The sequence below is a fragment of the Shimia sp. MMG029 genome (genome assembly GCF_027947445.1).
GTDB lineage: Bacteria > Pseudomonadota > Alphaproteobacteria > Rhodobacterales > Rhodobacteraceae > Shimia.
The window spans coordinates 427,894-444,087 of the sequence record NZ_JAQJIM010000002.1; the positions used below are offsets into that span (position 1 = coordinate 427,894).

The window sequence follows — 16,194 nt, forward strand, 5'->3', positions numbered from 1 at the left end:
TTGATTAGTGTCCTGGCGATGACGCCAGCGGTCGGCACCGCTCAGGGGCTTCAGCTTGGCTTCGGCCAGAGCCAGCAAGACACAGGCCTGCCGGTCGAAGTCACTGCAGAGAGCCTTTCCGTCAACCAATCTGACGGCAGCGCCGTGTTTGAGGGCGATGTGGACATCTCTCAGGGCGACATGCGCATGACCGCCGACAAGGTGAACGTGCATTACCTGCCAGACAACAGCGGCATCGACAAATTGGTCGCACAGGGCAACGTACTTCTGGTACAGGGCCCGGATGCGGCAGAAGCGAATGAGGCCGTCTACACCATTGCCAATGGCGATGTGGTGATGAGCGGGAACGTGACGGTCAATCAGGCCGGAACCACGATTTCTGCCGATCGCATGGTGCTCAATCTGGAAAACAACACCGCCCGCATGACGGGGCGCGTGAAAACGGTTTTGAAGACGGAATAAGACATGGCCAAACCCACTCTGTCCGTCACCGAAGGCACCTCCGGTCTGCGTGTTGAAAGCCTGCGCAAGGCATACCGCAAACGAGTGGTGATCCGCGATTTCTCCATGGAGCTTCAACGCGGCGAAGTTGTTGCGCTGCTTGGCCCCAACGGCTCTGGTAAAACCACCACGTTTTATGCGGTCGCTGGCCTACTGGTGCCCGAAGGGGGACGTGTGTCCATTGATGGGCGCGATGTCACGACCCTGCCGATGTATCGCCGTGCCAAACTGGGCATCGGGTATCTGCCGCAGGAAATGTCGATCTTCCGCGGGCTGTCTGTTGAGGACAATATCACCGCGATCCTCGACATCACCCACCGTGACCGCCACAAGCGTCGCGAGCGGCTTGAGGAGCTGCTCTCTGAGTTTTCCATAGAGCACCTGCGCCGCGCCCCTGCGCTTGCGCTTTCTGGTGGCGAGCGGCGCCGTGTCGAGATTGCGCGCTGTCTGGCGGCGGATCCCAAATATCTGCTGCTCGATGAACCTTTTGCTGGTGTTGATCCAATCTCTGTCGGCGATATCCGCCATCTGGTTGCTGATCTCAAAAAACGCGGCATTGGCGTTTTGATCACCGACCACAATGTGCGTGAAACCCTCGAAATCGTGGACCGCGCTTATATCCTGCATGATGGCAAAGTGCTGATGTCTGGCACACCGGACGAGGTTGTGGAAAACGAAAACGTGCGTCGCGTGTACCTCGGGGAAAACTTCAAGATTTCTTAATCCTAGAAATTGAAAAACCCGAAATTTTGACCTGCATCATTGACTCTCGCGATTGGGAATACTCAAATACTGAGTATGACATTTGCTCAAACCCCCGCTGATACCAGGGTGGCCTTTCTTACAAGGCCCGGTCTTAAGCAAGGTTCGCATATGTCGATTACCAGCATTCGGACCTAACTGATAACGGGCACACAAAGCCCGTGGTCCGACATGTCATCGAAAAGGAGACAGGATGCGCTATCAGATTACCGGAAAACACATCGACGTTGGCAATGCGTTGCAGACACATGTCCAAAACGAACTTGGCGATGTCTTACAAAAATACGCCGGCCGTCCGACTGACGCGACAATCACGTTTTCAAAACACGCACATGAATACATGTGTGAAACCACCGTACACCTGTCCACCGGACTGACTGCGCAAGCCAAGGCACATGCGACTGAAATCTACGCAGCCTTTGATGGATGCGCCGAAAAAATGGACAAACAACTGCGTCGCTACAAGCGTCGACTGAAAGATCACCACAAGGAAAGAGCCGAACCGGTTGAACTTTCGGGGGCTTCCTCGTATATCCTCGCGCCTGAAGCTGAAGAACATGAGGCAGAGCCAGAAACGCTACAACCTGTGATCGTTGCCGAGATGGAAACAAAGATCCCATCTCTGAGCGTCGGCGAGGCTGTGATGCAGATGGAACTTTCAGGCGCGCCTGTATTGGTCTTCAAGAACGAAGGTAAAGCTGGGTTGAATGTGGTCTACCGTCGTGACGACGGAAACATTGGCTGGATTGATCCACAGACATAAGGTGAGAGGGCGCAAAGCGTCCGATCCGGAGTACAGGCAAGATGGACCTTTCTACGATCCTCAAGCCAGAGGCAGTGCGTGTGGTAACTGCTGCCTCAAGCAAAAAACGTTTGCTGCAGGAATTTGGCGATCTCGCTGAATCCGCCTATCAGTTAAACGCGCAAACCGTGGTCGAAGCGCTGCAAGAGCGTGAAAACCTCGGCCCCACAGGTGTGGGCCATGGTGTGGCACTGCCACACGCACGGTTTGATGGCCTGCAAAGCGTGGTTGGCGCCTTCATCCTTCTGGAAAAGCCCGTTGATTTCAACGCGGTGGACCGGCAACCCATCGACATCGCATTTGCGCTGTTTGCCCCGGAAGAGGCGGGGGTGGAGCACCTGAAAGCGCTTGCCAAAGTCTCCCGCCAGCTGCGGGAAAGCGCGATCTGCGCCAAACTGCGGGCCAACCCGGATCCCGCAACCCTGTTCACCATTCTGACTGAGGGTGACACCGTACAAGCCGCCTGAGTTTCAGGCTGCACTGCAAACAAAGATCACGCGCCTCAGCCCTTGCTGAAGGCGCGTTTTTATTGCCAGCGGTCGAAGCCGAATGTGATGTAGTCGCGCTTATAGATGTCCTGCACAAGCGCCTCGATTTCTTCGTCATATATGGCGCTCAAAGGCACCGGATGATCTGGCACCACATCGACCGGATCCGCCGCGTCCAACCGGCCCACCTGCATGGCCAGGGCGGGCAGATAGCTTTCCATTTCACTCTCACGCACAACCATGTCGGGCAACGCCAGATTCGCGAATCCTTTCATCGCCACGGCCTGACTGCCCCAATGGCCATCCTGACGCAGGCTTGTCTGCCCCAAGAGATTCGCTTTCACAAAGCTCAGAAACGCCAAGAAGGCGGCGCGATGCGCCTCTGCATCATACTCTGCCTGGGGTGGGTCCTTTGGGATCGGCATCTTGTAGACACGCCGCAATGTGTGCCGGATCTTCTTGTAGATCCCCTCGTCTGCCGACAAAACCTGCTCACAGAACGCCGCATGCACCCGCGCCACCGGATGGCGCACCACGGTAAAGCTGCGATGGTGTCGGTTGGCTTTCTTCCATTGGCGCAGCGTCTTTTGACTGAAGTTGCCAATCAGCCCATCCACTTCCACGTGATCAAGCCCCGCCATCCAACGCGTCACCGTTGCTTTCGGGCCGGACGGGATCGGCAGATAGAGCAGTGGCGCCACCGCACAGGCCACATAGTTTGGCACCGCCGCCCCGCGCCGAGGCTCAAAATTGGGGGTGCGGCTCAGGTTGAAGCGATCAAGCTCTTCAAGGGCACGCGGGATCTCCGCAAAATTCTCAACCTTCTCTGACAAGGCGGCTGGGTTCTGCGGCTTCAGCTTCTTGTTGACCGCGTCAATCGTGGCGTCGTGGCCCAAAAATCTGGCCAGACCATTCATCACCTCAACGTCTTGCAAGTCCTCATAGGCCACATAGAACGCTGTCTGCCCACTGGTCTGCAAAGCCCGCATGATCTGTACCTGAAACGCCTGCAGCGCCTCTACATGCTGTTTGAACTCAGCACCATCAAACTGCACTGTACTGTCTTTACGGCGACGCACATCGGTCAGTTTCCATTGCCCCGTGGCTTTGGCGATTTTCCAGCTGACGTAACTGTCCAGCGGATTGCGGGTCAGAACGATTTTCGCGCAACGCGGATCGGCGAGCATCGAGTCCAAGACGCGAGGGTCATGATCATGAAAGTATCGAAACCCCGCCACCCCCTGATCGGCCTTCACCGCCGCGATCAGCTGCATCGGATCCTCTGTGCGTGCCTCAAGCGTGATACCAAGAAGGTCATCTTTGCGCGGATAGCCAATGAAATGCGGGTTGAATGCCTCCCCGTGGCAGGTCAGGCCCTCAAATTCATTGATGTTGGCCTCCAGGAAATTGGAGCCCGTGCGCATCTCGGCAAAAACTACAAAATAGTCAAAGCGTTGGTCCATGGGAATTTACTGCACCAAATAGGGTTTGCGTGGGGGCTTTTTCTGCGTGTTTTCCGATTGTGTGACCGGAAAGTCCCCCATCAGATAAGGGTGCATGCCCTGATTTTTCAGATTTTGCAGAAACTGTCCAAAACCGTTCAGATCCGTCATCCGGGGCGCTTCCGCCAAACGACGAGCGGGATCTGTTCCGATCTCGTCAATGATTGTCTGCAATGGCTCCATCGGAGATTCAATAAACTCGGCCAGCGACCAGATCCGCACGCGCGCTTTGGCATAGGGGCTGCGCAGAGCATAAAGCTGGTCGCTTTCAATTTTTTGCAGCCGTGCAGCTTCTTTGCGAATGTCAGCAAAATTCATGTTTGATTTGAACAAGGGCAATGCCCAAGATCCGCTGATCACGGACACCTGCGCGTTGGGATCTTTGGCAATGAACCAGACCGGCACATGTTCGTCACGCGGCCCCGCCTGAAAACACTGCCGCTCACCACGCGTATTCCACACCAGATTGGTTAGGAACGCAATCGGGTTATAGTCTCTGAGTTTTGCAGAATCGCTCAGCGCTCCATTGAGGAACCGTTGAGCGCCCTCAAACTCAACCCGCTCTGGGGCGTATAGGTGGCCATGCACCCGTGTCCCTGTGGCCCGTGCGAGCCAAGGCTCGAAGTCCTCAAACAGCTCGGTAAAGCCGTGAAACACGGAATAGCGGCCATAGGTCATGCCATTTTCCCAGCCCTCATTGGGAAAACGGCTCTGCATATAGAGCCCCGGACGCCCCTTTGTGCGCCGCTCTACGGCCTTTGAAAAGATCCGGTCGATCTTTGCCGGGTTGGGTTCACTCATCTTGATGGCCCCATCAGGATCGCGCAGGAAACCGCTGTAAATCTTGTCCGCATGGGGCCAGATCTTGCGCGCCACAAAGCAATCTGACCGCCGCAACAATTGCAGATGGTCGTCATAGAAAATATGCGGCTTGCCCTGAAAATCGAACTTCGACAGCGTCAGGGAGCGGCTTTCCACATTGCTGGAATACACCCGCACCAAGGTCTGAAAATAGCTTTCATCCGGGATCCAGACCCGCTTGAAAAACGCGTCAAAAACCTCTCGATCCGGGTCTTCCAAAATCGCAGACAGCGTTTGGCGGGTCAGGCACCACCACTGGCTGCCCATATGTGGCACGATCCCCTTGGGGATGCGGCGTTTGAAACGGATAAACCGTTGGATATCGACCCATTTGTCAAACAGGTAGCGGTGCTTCTTCCACGAGAATGGGAAGCGCAGAGTAAAACGCTCTCGATCAAGCCCGCCAACGGTCCAAGGCACATCCGAGGTTGTCGCGCTTTCGATGAAATCCGTTCTGGGACGGGCAGCCAGATAATCCTTCAGCTCCTGCACAGGGCGCAGCGGCAAGCACGACCCTGACGACAGGTACACATGATGCACATCACGAAACTGCTCGAGCATAAGTTCCGACGCCGACTGAGAGGCCGCCACAATGCCCCACATACCCCACTCGCAATTGTGGCGTTTGCAAAACACGATCAGGGCGTGATCGGAACAGGCCTCAACAAAGCGGTCATAGGTCTTGCGCGGCACCTTTTTATCAACATGGATCACAACCGGACAGCCAGCATTGGCCCAATGGCGTGCCACCTGTTCCGCGCGATCCAGTGCGGTGTGCACCAGCATGAGGATGCCGACGCTCACGCCCAATTGCCCTTTGACATCAGCCCGAGAATCTCAAGCTGGCGCCAGTTGATATATTTTTCGCTCCACTTGCACCAGAGCTCGGGATGGGTGCCCAGCTGCTCAGCATAGGCTTTATACTCACGCGAGCTGGCATAGTGCTGACCGCGCTCCATCTCTTCGAGGGCTTTTTCAGAAAGCGTGTTGAGGAATTTTGTATGCAGAAGCGCGCCACTCGCCTTTTCGCCCCCCCATTCGTCATACACTTGATTAAGCCCACGCGGCAGCATGCTATGAGTGGAACTCACATAGGCATAGCGCCGGTTCCATTTGACCAGCGGGATTTTGTTGAGCGCAGGCGCTTTCTGAGGGGTGTCCGCAAAGAACACACGCGCACGCGGCCCGCCCTGTATCCAGAGGTTGCCATAAGCTGGGTTTTTCTCAAGCGTGTAGTTGCCGGCATCAAACCAGTTTGCGATCTCCAGCGGATCCTGTCCCGGCTGATAAGTGGTTCGATCCAGGCGTCCACGCGGATACACGTCCACCAACATCGCGCCAAAGCTGCGGATCGAAGAATTGTCGAGCCAATCCGTCAACGCCCGGATCGGGCGGGTGTCACAAAACGGATAAATGAAAAATTCATCCGGATCGACAACCAGACACCAGTGCCCATGGGCGTATTTGCGTTGCAGCCCGTTCATCCAGTCGATGCCAAATTTGGCGCGCCGATAGCTGTGTTTGGTGTGCCAGACGGAAATATCATCCTGCCCGCTTAGATACTCCAGCGTGCCATCTGCGCTGTCATTGTCCACGAAAAGGAAATGATCAACGCCAAGATTCCGATAATACTCGAGAAAATAAGGCAAACGCACCAACTCATTGCGAAAGGTGCTGACCAGCAAGATATCGTTGGGTCGAATGGCGTGTGTATTGTTTTGAACGGGGCTCAGCTCGCGTGCTTTCCGCACCGACCGCATCAGTCGATGACGCCGACGCAACCGCATTCTGTAAGAGTCCCAAAGGCCCACGTCTGTCCAACCTCTCCCCCCAAAGCTTGCACAGAATATGAGGGAAATTTATCATGTTTCTAAGCTTATGCCACGGTAACCATATTGGAAGCAACGCCTTTAAAAACGGTTACATAGCGGGAAAACTCTTCGCGGCTGACACGCTGGCGCACGGGAGATTTCACCAGTCCCCTGCCCGCATCAATCCCAGCGCTTCCAGCTGTTGCCATCCGGTGAATTTTTGTGAGTCTGGCGACCACAGGTCTGGCGCCTCAGCAATCGCATCATAGTAATCTGCAAATTTTTCAGGCCGGTGGAAATGCTGCTGACGCTGTTTTTCTATTTCCGATTTGGCGACAATCTCTGGCAGGAACTTGGTGTGCAGCAGCACCCCTGACGGCGCCTCACCACCCGGACCATCATAGCCATGATTGAGCGCCGCAGGCAGCGCTGAGTGACAGGAATTCACATAGGCATAGCGCCAAGACCACCGCACCAGCGGGATTTTATTAAGGGTCGGAGAACGCTTTGGATGGCCCTGAAAGAATACACGCTCCCGCATACCGCCCTGCACCCAGAGATTGCCCAGAGGCATCTGACGTTTGGCGCGATACGGCCCCGCGTCAAACCATTGCAGGACTTCCAGCGGGTCTTGTCCGGGCGTGTATGTTGCCTCTGAAAGCGCGCCTTTGGGATAAAGATCCAGCATGTGTGCACCAAAGACACGGCGCCCCTGTGCATCAAGCCATGCGGTCAGCGCGCCCAAGTTGCGACTGTCATGATGGGCATAGATCAACAGTTCATCGACATCGACCATCAAGCACCAGCGATCATCGGCATATCGCATTTGCAGCCATGTCATCCAATCCAGACCGAAGCGCGCCGAACGATAGCTGTGCGCGGTCTGCCAGAGCGAGACATCCGGCTGCTCGGCCAAATAGTCGCCACTGCCGTCGCTGCTGTCATTGTCCACGATGAGAAAATGCCCAACACCCAAACGTCGGTAGTGGGCCAAAGTAAAGGGCAGCCGCGTACGCTCATTGTGCAGGGTCATCACGACAACCACACCCCCCGGTGCGATCTGCCCCGTGCGATCCACGCGGCAGCTCAACTGATGACGACTGCGAAAGCTGCGCCACAGCAGGCCGCGCCGCCGCCACCGCATGCGGTAGGCGGCCCACATATCCGGCTTTGGCAGGGGCGCGGTGGTCAGCTTACTTGTCGTAGTGCCCGTTCTGATGCCATCTCCATGCATCGGCGATCATTTGGTCCATTTTGGAGCGTTCGGGCACCCACCCTAGCTCTTTCTCAGCACGTGTCGAGCCTGAAACCAACTTGGTACAGTCGCCCGCACGCCGTGCGCCCTCATTGTAAGGCACCTCGCGGTTGGTGACGATGCGGGACTGGTCGATCACCTCTCGCACCGAAAACCCGCTGCCGGTACCAAGGTTGAACACACGGCTGCCTTTTCCATCCTGCAGCCACTTCAGGCCCAGAACATGCGCATCTACCAAGTCACACACATGCACATAGTCCCGAATACAAGTGCCATCCGGCGTCTCGTAATCTGTGCCATAAATCGTCAGTGCGTCCCGCTTGCCATCAATGGCGTCGAGCATCAGAGGGATCAGATGCGTCTCTGGCTGATGGAATTCCCCAACTTCCGCGTCCGGATCCGCGCCAGCCACGTTGAAGTAGCGAAAAATCACGCTCTCCAAACCAAAGGCCGCGCCAAAATCTTTGAGCATATCCTCAATGGCGCGCTTGGACGCACCGTAAGCATTGATCGGCGCTTGCTGCACCTCTTCATCCAGCATCACATTGTCATGATCGCCATAGGTTGCGCAGGTTGAGGAAAAGACAAAGTGCTTCACCCCCGCCGCAATACAGGCTTCGATCAGATTGAGGGATCCATTCACATTGCTGCGCCAGTACTTGCCCGGCTCAGCCATGCTTTCACCGACTTGCGACAGCGCCGCAAAGTGCATCACAGCTACTGGCTTATACTGCGCAAACACCTCATCGATCCGCGCACGATCCATAAGATCCCCGCGCTCCAGAGGACCGAATTTTACCGCCTCTTCCCAGCCAGTGCTGATGTTGTCAAAGGTCACCGGATTGAACCCGGCAGCAGCCAAAGCTTTACATGCATGCGAACCGATATAGCCCGCACCGCCCGTGACGATCACGTTTTTCAAGGAATTGATCTCCTGCTATTTATTGCGCCGCGCGACGCGAGGCGATCAGCTCTTCCAGATAATTGGACAGCTCGTCCTGCAAATCATCGCGTGCCAAACCAAAGGCCACAGTGGCCTGAAGGAAACCCGCCTTGGAGCCACAGTCATAGCGCTGCCCCTGGAAACGGTAGCCATAAACACCCGCGTCTTTGGCAACTTCGGTTGCGATTGCGTCGGTCAATTGGATCTCGCCCCCTGCACCGCTTTGCTGAGACGCAAGGTTTTTGAGAATCTGCGGAGTCAGAATATAGCGCCCAATCACGGCGAGATTTGACGGTGCGGTGCCGGGCGCAGGTTTTTCCACCATCCCTTTAACGGACACAAGCGATCCCATGTCTTCTTTGACATCCAATACACCATAGGAAGATGCCTTGTCATGCGGCACTTCCATCGCCGCAACCATGCATCCACCGGTGTCTGCGTAGGCATCAACCATCTGTTTCAGGCAGCCAATTTCACCCGCGATCACATCGTCTGGCAGAATAACCGCAAAGGGCTCATCCGCCATCAAACGGCTCGCACAGGCCACAGCATGCCCCAGACCAAGCGCTTTGTGCTGACGGATATAGGCAATAGAGCCGCTTTCCATGTTGGTCGCTTCTAGCTGCTCCAACAGGTCTGTTTTGCCCTTCTCTCTCAGAGTTTGTTCAAGCTGAGGCGCATGATCGAAATAGTCTTCAAGCGCGCTTTTGCCGCGGGACGTGACAAAGATGAATTCCTTGATCCCAGCTTCACGTGCTTCATCAATCGCATATTGGATAAGCGGCCTGTCCACCAAAGTCATAATTTCTTTGGGCACAGATTTAGTCGCAGGCAAAAACCGCGTCCCCATACCTGCAACTGGAAAAATAGCTTTGGTAACCTTACGCTGCATGAAGAGTTCTCTTTCTTTTGCTTACAAAAAACTGGTCCGACTATCGCCATCTAAAATAAATTCACTTATCCAGGCAACGCCTCAGATAACACGAACCGCAGCGCATTTCTACATGACGCGCATGACGTTTTTCTTACGATGCGATAATGTCTCAGATAGCACACCAGCGGGCAATTCTGCCTGATTGATGATCAATTAAAACATTTGAGATGGCAAACAGCGATCCAACCAGTGCGATTGCAGCTTATGCAGGGCGCACCGCCGACTCACTTGCCACAACAATGTCACCTGGCTGCACTTGGAATGCGCTGGCCCCAAACAGGCTGTCCGAATTTGTCATATCAAAAGAAAAGACAGCTATTGCCAAGTTGTTCACAGTGAGTGATCCAGCTATGTATCGTTGATAAGTATGCCGACGAACATACCACGTCTTAAAGGATTTCGCCTTACTCATGAGATCCTTACTTATGCAGCTTGAGCTCACCTTCGCTTTGCGTTGAGCACAGCTGACGTTGAGGATCTGTTGGCCGCGCATGGGGTGATCGTCAGCCGGGAAGCAGCCCGGTAATGGATCAATCGCCTTGGTAAACACTTTGCTAATTGCATCAGAAGGGATCGTCCACGGTCGAATGCAAGTGACACATGGATGTGGTCATGCTCATGATCCGTGGTAAAAATCACTGGTTGTGGCGCGCGATCGCCCCAATTGGCGACATGCTCGACCTTCTTGTGCAAACACGCCGAAACGCCAAAGCCGCAAAGCGCTTTTTCGAAGGGTTGGTTGCCAAATTCGGCGCGCCTAGAATCGTCACCAACAGGCTCAGGGATTTCTCTCTGCCCATAACCAAAACAACCTGACCTTAAGCCCCCGCCGATATCAACTCACCGCAAACTCATACAGCCAAACTCGTTCCGACGTATTCAACCTATAGGACGACTACACCATGGAAATGACAGCTTAAACCTGCCCTCGCCGCTACTTCACATGCTTAGATGACCAACTGGGCAACACCCTCACACCTCATAGAAATCACGATACCAGGCCACAAACTTCGCCACGCCCTCTTCAACGGGGGTCGCAGGGATGTCTCCAGTCAGCTGATCAAGCAGTTGCGCTTCTGCCCATGTTGCGGGAACATCGCCGGGCTGCATGTCCATGAAATTCTTTTGCGCCTCTTTACCAAGCGCAGTTTCAATCGCTTCCACAAACTTCATCAACTGCACTGGCTGACCATTGCCAATGTTGACCACCCGCCAAGGCGCCACCGGGCTGAGGCTGTCACCTGTCAGCGCGGCTTCACGCTGCCCCACCTGCGCAGGCGCAGCCTCGACCAGATTCACAATCCCCGTCACCAGATCATCGATATAGGTGAAATCGCGCTGCATATCGCCGTGATTGTAAATATCAATCGGGCTGCCTTCGAGGATCGCTTTCGTGAACTTGAAGAGCGCCATATCTGGTCGCCCCCAAGGGCCATAGACCGTAAAAAAGCGGAACATGGTGGTCGGCAGATGATAGAGATGCGCATAAGAGTGCGCCATCACCTCGTTGGCCTTCTTGGTCGCCGCATAAAACGACATCTGATGGTCCGCTTTATGCACCTCGGCATAGGGCATCTCAGTATTGGCGCCATAGGCAGAGCTGGTCGACGCCAGCAGCATATGCGCCGGAGGATAGGCGCGCGCGGCCTCCAGAAGCTCAAATGTACCCACCAAATTGGCTTCCACATAGGAGCGTGGCGCGTCAATTGAGTAGCGTACCCCGGCTTGCGCCGCGAGATGGATCACCGCATCAGGTCGATGATGCTCAAAAAGGCGCATCAAGGTGCCTTCGCTCTCAAGCCGCGCCTCAACCGCCTCGAAGTGCGCATGCTGTTGCAGGATCTGGTGCCGGCGTTCTTTCAGCGTGACGTCATAGTAATCGGTCATCGCATCCAGCCCGATCACCCGCCAACCTTCCTGCAAAAGCCGCTGAGCGGTGTGAAAACCAATGAACCCCGCGGAGCCCGTCACCAAAGCTGTGCGCTGCATCATAGGTCTCGCCTTTTCTTCAATATTTGAGTGTATTTCTGGCTTATAAACCAACTTAGGGCGTGCCCATTTCGGCCATCATGGCCTCAATGCGCGGCACATCTTCGGGGTTGTTGAGTTCCCAAAACTGCCGCCCACGCGCCTCTACTTCGACACACAACACTTGCCGCCCATGCTCCATAAAGCGCAGCTGCTCCAGCCCTTCCAGCTGCTCAAGCGGGCCAGACGCCCAGCGCGGATAGGCCCCCAGTGCAGAAGGCCGGTAAGCATAGACACCTACATGGTGAAACACCGGTGTTTCATCCTCATCCGCATAGGTTTCGCTGGTGAAAGGCACAACTTCTTTGGAGAAGTAGAGCGCATGGCGATCTGTGGTGAACACAGCCGTTGTGCCGCCCACGCGCCCCGCTTTGCGATCTTCCAGAAAACCGTTCAGTGCGCGCCCATCACAGCGCAGCACTGGCGTGGCCACTTCAGCCATTGGATCTTTGCGCAATCCAGCCACCAGATCTTCGATAAACCAGGCTGGCGTCAAAGGCGCATCGCCCTGCAGGTTCACCACAACGTCATAGCCACCGCCCAGCACATCAAAGGCTTCCGCGCAGCGTTCGGTGCCATTGGCGCAGTCAGGTGAGGTCATCACCACCTCTGCGCCAAAGGCTTCGCTTGCTTCTTTGATCCGATCATCATCCGTGGCCACGACCACCCGATCCACGCCTTTAACCTCACAGGCCGCCTCCCAGCTGCGCTGGATCAGGCTTTTGGCCTCCCCCGTCGCGCCTTTCAGCGTGGCCAGTGGCTTGCCCGGGTATCGGGTTGAGGCATAGCGGGCCGGAATAACAATCAGAACAGACATCAGGCTTCTTTCAGATCTACCTTCGGCGCATAAGCGATGAAGAACGGGTTGGCAAAATCTTCCTTGCCATAAGTCAGGGGTGTGTGATCGTCAAACCGGACCACGTCGCCACCTGCGCCCAGCAGCACCGCATGGCCCGCCGCTGTGTCCCATTCCATGGTGCGACCCACGCGCGGATAAATGTCCGCCTCACCTGTCGCCACCAGACAGAATTTCAGCGAGGAGCCCGCGCTTTTCATATCTTTGACGTTGTACTTGTTGATGTAATCATCTGTCGCCTGATCGCGGTGGGACTTGGATGCCACCACAAACAACGCGTCATTGTCGCTGTCTGCAACGTTGATTGCGGCCACAGTTCCCACCTTTTTAGGATCAAACATGCCGGTTTCTTCTACCGCTTGGCCATCCGCTTGGGTGAAGAACATGCGGTTGCGCGCAGGAGCGTAAACCACACCGCGCTGGGGCACGCCGTTTTCCACATAGGCGATGTTCACAGTGAAATCGCCGCGACGGTGGATGAACTCCTTGGTGCCATCCAACGGATCCACGATCATAAAGGTATCGCCTTTGGCTTTGTGGCTGTCGGACTGCTCTTCCGTGACCAGCATCACATCGGGGAAAGCCGCTTTCAGACCAGCGGAAATCAAGGCATCCGCAGCTTCGTCCGCTGCGGTCACGGGGCTGTCGTCGCTTTTGACTTTTACGTCAAAGTCATCGGCCTCATAAATTTCCATGATCTTTGCGCCGGCTTCAATGGCAAGCTCGCGCATGACGGGAATAAGCGTCTCGTAATCCAAATTACCTCTCCTAAAGGACATTTGTTGTCTAATACGGTCGTGCCCCTTATGGTCGCTGCGTAAGGGAACAGCAAGAATTCCTTGTTATTCTGAGGTCACGTAACAGCGACAGAGGCAATGTTTCAGCAAACCGCCCCCAAAACGACGCTTGCATCAGCACTCAATCTGACGGAGCTGATCTATCACGCGATTGTCCGCAGCGTGCGCAAAAGCCATGGCAATGCGCTGATGTCGATTGTCATGAACATGCTTCAAGCCGTCATTTTCGTGATGGCGTTTTATGTGATGTTCTCTGTCCTGGGCTTGCGGGGCGCCGCGCTGCGTGGGGATTTCCTGATTTATCTGATGTCTGGTGTATTTCTGTTCATGACGCACACCAAAACCATGAGCGCGGTTGTCGGATCTGAGGGGCCGTCTTCGCCCATGATGAAACATGCGCCCATGAACACGATCATTGCGATTTTGTCGGCGGCACTTGGCACGCTTTACATTCAGGTGCTGTCGCTGTCTGCGATCTTGTTTGTCTATCACGTCGCCTTTACGCCGTTTGAAATCTATCAACCGATTCAAACATTTGGCATGTTACTGCTGGCTTGGTTCACCGGCCTCGCCATCGGGACAGTGTTTCTGGCGCTGAAACCTTGGTTTCCAACATTCGTGCGGATTGCCAATACAGTCTATTCGCGGGCCAATATGATTGCTTCCGGCAAGATGTTTGTGGCCAATGCGCTGCCGCCTTTCATGCTGGCCATGTTTGACTGGAACCCCCTCTTTCATTGCATTGATCAGGCCCGCGGCTATGCATTCATCAACTATGTCCCGCGAAACTCCTCGGTGACATATCCGTTGATGGTGGGTCTTGTGCTGCTGATGATTGGTTTGATGGGGGAGTTTTACACCCGCAAACACGCCTCTCTCAGCTGGGGCGCACGGCGCTAAGCGGCCTATGCGCTTGCGGGCGACACGCACGGGCCTCCGCACGCTCTTATTTGGGATTGCCACCCTTTGTGGTCTATGCGGCGCCGCTGCGCAGACCAAAGATCCTGCCCCACAAGGCAGCACCCCCAAGTATGTGCAGCCGCATGATGCACTTTGCGGATCGGGGCAACACCGCACAAAAGGCTGTCAGGCAATCAGAGATCGCACAGTCCTTGACGCAGCAACGGCGCCCTGGCGCGCCATTGGCCGCGTCAATTTTGCGAGCACAGATCTGCGTCAGCATTGCACCGGTACACTTGTGGCGGAGCGTGTCGTGCTTACGGCGGCGCACTGTCTATACAACTTTGCGCGCAAATCTTGGATCCCGGCCCAAAGCATACGGTTTGCCGCCGGATACCAACGTGGCACGGCCATCGCTGTGTCACAGGTCGAACGATATGTTCTGCATGATATCCACGCCCCAGACAGCCGGACATTTCACGCGGATTTTGCACACGACTGGGCCTTGCTGATCCTAAACACCCCGCTTGGACAAGATGTGGGGGTTCTAGACACACTGGCAGCAGACGATATTGCTGAGCCAGACAGCGTCTTTGCTCTTGCCGGATACCCCGCGCTGCGGCCGCATGTCTTGTCACTCACGCGTACATGCGGCGCACCAGATGGCACAGCCGACCCGGTGTGATGCTGCAGAAATGTGCCATCATGTCGGGCGACTCCGGGGCCCCAGCCCTTGCCTTTATCAACGGCAACCCAAAGGTGATCGGCGTTCTCTCAGGCGCAATATCCACAGAGAGCACCTTCCACAGCGTTGCCGTGCCACTGGCCGCCTTTCAGACAGCATTGGACCGCGCGCGCAACACGCAGGGGCAATAAGCCGCATCCCGGTTGTAATTTGTGCCAGACAGGCGCAAGTTGTGCGCAAATCAGACATATCGCGGATCTCACCCATGCAGAAAACGCTCCTCCTCACTGGCGCCAGCCGCGGCATCGGGCACGCCACTGTAAAGCGCTTCTCAGAGGAAGGCTGGCGCGTGCTGACCTGTTCCCGACAGCCTTTTGATCCGCGCTGCCCCTGGCCAGACGGTGAGAAAAACCACATCCAACTCAATCTTTCTGACCCGGCAGACACGATCAACGCGGTGGAGCTGATCCGCGAACGGCTGGATGGGCCATTACACGGGCTGGCCAACAATGCGGGCATTTCACCCAAAGGCCCCAATGGCGAGCGGCTAAACACCTTCACCACCGATCTGATGGACTGGGGCAAGGTCTTTCACGTGAACTTCTTTGCCTCTGTGATCCTGGCCCGTGGCCTGCGCGAGGAACTGGCCGAGGCCAAAGGCTCCATCGTGAATGTGTCCTCTATCGCAGGCTCAAGGGTGCACCCCTTCGCCGGGGCCGCCTATGCCACCTCCAAAGCCGCGCTGGTCGCATTGACCCGCGAAATGGCGCATGATTTCGGCCCGTTGGGTGTGCGCGTCAACGCCATCGCACCAGGCGAGGTCGAGACCTCCATTCTGTCGCCTGGAACAGAGAAAATTGTTGAAGCACTGCCGATGGAACGCCTTGGACAACCCAAGGAAGTGGCCGATGTGATCTATTGGCTGTGCTCAGATCAGTCGAGTTATGTGACCGGCACCGAAATTGAGATCAACGGCGGCCAGCACGTCTAGGCGCGCACGTTAATGGCGAGGCATGGATGCGCGAGATCGGCAAATTAACGCCTATGCGAAATCCAGCCAGCCTCTCGA

Annotated in this window: 17 protein-coding genes and 1 pseudogene; 9 read left to right on the forward strand and 9 right to left on the reverse strand. The window is 55.6% G+C overall.

Annotated features, from left to right (window positions below; translation table 11 throughout):
- Positions 1-18: 18 nt before the first annotated feature.
- From lptA to PJL69_RS08825, 4 genes are all read left to right on the forward strand, one after another.
- Positions 19-462: a lipopolysaccharide transport periplasmic protein LptA gene (gene lptA, locus PJL69_RS08810; RefSeq protein ID WP_271309315.1), complete on the forward strand. Its 444-nt coding sequence runs from the start codon at positions 19-21 to the stop codon at positions 460-462.
- Between the two features lie 3 nt (positions 463-465).
- Positions 466-1,224, forward strand: a complete 759-nt coding sequence (gene lptB / locus PJL69_RS08815) for an LPS export ABC transporter ATP-binding protein (RefSeq protein WP_209097221.1) — start codon at positions 466-468, stop codon at positions 1,222-1,224.
- A gap of 232 nt (positions 1,225-1,456) precedes the next feature.
- Positions 1,457-2,026, forward strand: a complete 570-nt coding sequence (gene hpf / locus PJL69_RS08820) for a ribosome hibernation-promoting factor, HPF/YfiA family (RefSeq protein WP_209097222.1) — start codon at positions 1,457-1,459, stop codon at positions 2,024-2,026.
- 41 nt (positions 2,027-2,067) lie between these two features.
- Entirely contained in the window at positions 2,068-2,532 is a 465-nt protein-coding gene (locus tag PJL69_RS08825) for a PTS sugar transporter subunit IIA (protein WP_209097223.1), read from the forward strand.
- 59 nt (positions 2,533-2,591) lie between these two features.
- Here PJL69_RS08825 and PJL69_RS08830 read toward each other — a convergent pair whose 3' ends face one another.
- From PJL69_RS08830 to galU, 6 genes are all read right to left on the reverse strand, one after another.
- Positions 2,592-4,016, reverse strand: a complete 1,425-nt coding sequence (locus tag PJL69_RS08830) for a sulfotransferase family 2 domain-containing protein (protein WP_271309316.1) — start codon at positions 4,014-4,016, stop codon at positions 2,592-2,594.
- Positions 4,017-4,022: 6 nt separating this feature from the next.
- Positions 4,023-5,720 carry a DUF5927 domain-containing protein gene (locus tag PJL69_RS08835; protein WP_271309317.1) on the reverse strand — a complete coding sequence of 566 codons (1,698 nt, stop codon included), beginning with the start codon at positions 5,718-5,720 and terminating at the stop codon, positions 4,023-4,025.
- Positions 5,717-6,703, reverse strand: coding sequence for a glycosyltransferase family 2 protein (locus PJL69_RS08840; RefSeq protein ID WP_271309318.1), 987 nt, complete (start codon positions 6,701-6,703; stop codon positions 5,717-5,719). Before PJL69_RS08840 ends, PJL69_RS08835 begins: the two co-directional genes overlap by 4 nt.
- A 184-nt stretch (positions 6,704-6,887) precedes the next feature.
- Positions 6,888-7,961 carry a glycosyltransferase family 2 protein gene (locus PJL69_RS08845; RefSeq protein ID WP_441347464.1) on the reverse strand — a complete coding sequence of 358 codons (1,074 nt, stop codon included), beginning with the start codon at positions 7,959-7,961 and terminating at the stop codon, positions 6,888-6,890.
- On the reverse strand, positions 7,921-8,904 hold the full coding sequence (gene galE, locus PJL69_RS08850; protein ID WP_271309319.1) for a UDP-glucose 4-epimerase GalE: 984 nt from the start codon (positions 8,902-8,904) through the stop codon (positions 7,921-7,923). The genes PJL69_RS08845 and galE overlap by 41 nt, the downstream gene beginning before the upstream one ends.
- 19 nt (positions 8,905-8,923) lie before the next feature.
- Positions 8,924-9,817, reverse strand: a complete 894-nt coding sequence (gene galU / locus PJL69_RS08855) for a UTP--glucose-1-phosphate uridylyltransferase GalU (protein WP_271309320.1) — start codon at positions 9,815-9,817, stop codon at positions 8,924-8,926.
- 403 nt (positions 9,818-10,220) lie between these two features.
- Here galU and PJL69_RS08860 point away from each other — a divergent pair.
- A pseudogene (locus tag PJL69_RS08860) lies at positions 10,221-10,749 on the forward strand (DDE-type integrase/transposase/recombinase).
- A gap of 82 nt (positions 10,750-10,831) precedes the next feature.
- On the opposite strand, the gene PJL69_RS08865 reads toward PJL69_RS08860, so the two are convergent.
- Genes PJL69_RS08865 through cysQ form a run of 3 tightly spaced genes read right to left on the reverse strand, consistent with a single transcriptional unit; the run spans position 10,832 to position 13,501 of the window.
- Positions 10,832-11,848, reverse strand: coding sequence for an SDR family NAD(P)-dependent oxidoreductase (locus PJL69_RS08865; protein WP_271309417.1), 1,017 nt, complete (start codon positions 11,846-11,848; stop codon positions 10,832-10,834).
- 55 nt (positions 11,849-11,903) lie between these two features.
- Positions 11,904-12,704, reverse strand: coding sequence for a 3-deoxy-manno-octulosonate cytidylyltransferase (locus PJL69_RS08870; protein WP_209097233.1), 801 nt, complete (start codon positions 12,702-12,704; stop codon positions 11,904-11,906).
- Positions 12,704-13,501: a 3'(2'),5'-bisphosphate nucleotidase CysQ gene (gene cysQ / locus PJL69_RS08875; RefSeq protein ID WP_271309321.1), complete on the reverse strand. Its 798-nt coding sequence runs from the start codon at positions 13,499-13,501 to the stop codon at positions 12,704-12,706. The genes PJL69_RS08870 and cysQ overlap by 1 nt, the downstream gene beginning before the upstream one ends.
- Before the next feature lie 117 nt (positions 13,502-13,618).
- On the opposite strand from cysQ, the gene PJL69_RS08880 reads away from it, so the two are divergent.
- The 4 genes from PJL69_RS08880 to PJL69_RS08895 all read left to right on the forward strand — a co-directional run bounded on the left by PJL69_RS08880 (position 13,619) and on the right by PJL69_RS08895 (position 16,116).
- Positions 13,619-14,440, forward strand: a complete 822-nt coding sequence (locus tag PJL69_RS08880; protein WP_271309322.1) for an ABC transporter permease — start codon at positions 13,619-13,621, stop codon at positions 14,438-14,440.
- A 7-nt stretch (positions 14,441-14,447) separates the two neighbouring features.
- Positions 14,448-15,125, forward strand: coding sequence for a trypsin-like serine peptidase (locus PJL69_RS08885; RefSeq protein WP_271309323.1), 678 nt, complete (start codon positions 14,448-14,450; stop codon positions 15,123-15,125).
- A gap of 20 nt (positions 15,126-15,145) precedes the next feature.
- The gene (locus PJL69_RS08890; RefSeq protein WP_271309324.1) at positions 15,146-15,316 is read left to right on the forward strand and encodes a hypothetical protein; all 171 of its coding nucleotides are present in this window, start codon (positions 15,146-15,148) and stop codon (positions 15,314-15,316) included.
- A 74-nt stretch (positions 15,317-15,390) separates the two neighbouring features.
- A complete protein-coding gene (locus PJL69_RS08895; protein WP_209097237.1) occupies positions 15,391-16,116 on the forward strand; it encodes an SDR family NAD(P)-dependent oxidoreductase in 726 nt (241 codons plus the stop codon).
- The last annotated feature ends 78 nt before the right edge of the window (positions 16,117-16,194 follow it).

Coding starts and splice junctions, on each gene's coding strand:
- lptA (WP_271309315.1), top strand. CDS start 19: ATGACGCCAGCGGTCGGCACCGCTCAGGGGCTTCAGCTTGGCTTCGGC.
- lptB (WP_209097221.1), top strand. CDS start 466: ATGGCCAAACCCACTCTGTCCGTCACCGAAGGCACCTCCGGTCTGCGT.
- hpf (WP_209097222.1), top strand. CDS start 1,457: ATGCGCTATCAGATTACCGGAAAACACATCGACGTTGGCAATGCGTTG.
- PJL69_RS08825 (WP_209097223.1), top strand. CDS start 2,068: ATGGACCTTTCTACGATCCTCAAGCCAGAGGCAGTGCGTGTGGTAACT.
- PJL69_RS08830 (WP_271309316.1), bottom strand. CDS start 4,016: ATGGACCAACGCTTTGACTATTTTGTAGTTTTTGCCGAGATGCGCACG.
- PJL69_RS08840 (WP_271309318.1), bottom strand. CDS start 6,703: ATGCGGTTGCGTCGGCGTCATCGACTGATGCGGTCGGTGCGGAAAGCA.
- PJL69_RS08845 (WP_441347464.1), bottom strand. CDS start 7,961: ATGCATGGAGATGGCATCAGAACGGGCACTACGACAAGTAAGCTGACC.
- galU (WP_271309320.1), bottom strand. CDS start 9,817: ATGCAGCGTAAGGTTACCAAAGCTATTTTTCCAGTTGCAGGTATGGGG.
- PJL69_RS08865 (WP_271309417.1), bottom strand. CDS start 11,848: ATGCAGCGCACAGCTTTGGTGACGGGCTCCGCGGGGTTCATTGGTTTT.
- PJL69_RS08870 (WP_209097233.1), bottom strand. CDS start 12,704: ATGTCTGTTCTGATTGTTATTCCGGCCCGCTATGCCTCAACCCGATAC.
- PJL69_RS08880 (WP_271309322.1), top strand. CDS start 13,619: ATGTTTCAGCAAACCGCCCCCAAAACGACGCTTGCATCAGCACTCAAT.
- PJL69_RS08885 (WP_271309323.1), top strand. CDS start 14,448: ATGCGCTTGCGGGCGACACGCACGGGCCTCCGCACGCTCTTATTTGGG.
- PJL69_RS08890 (WP_271309324.1), top strand. CDS start 15,146: ATGTCGGGCGACTCCGGGGCCCCAGCCCTTGCCTTTATCAACGGCAAC.
- PJL69_RS08895 (WP_209097237.1), top strand. CDS start 15,391: ATGCAGAAAACGCTCCTCCTCACTGGCGCCAGCCGCGGCATCGGGCAC.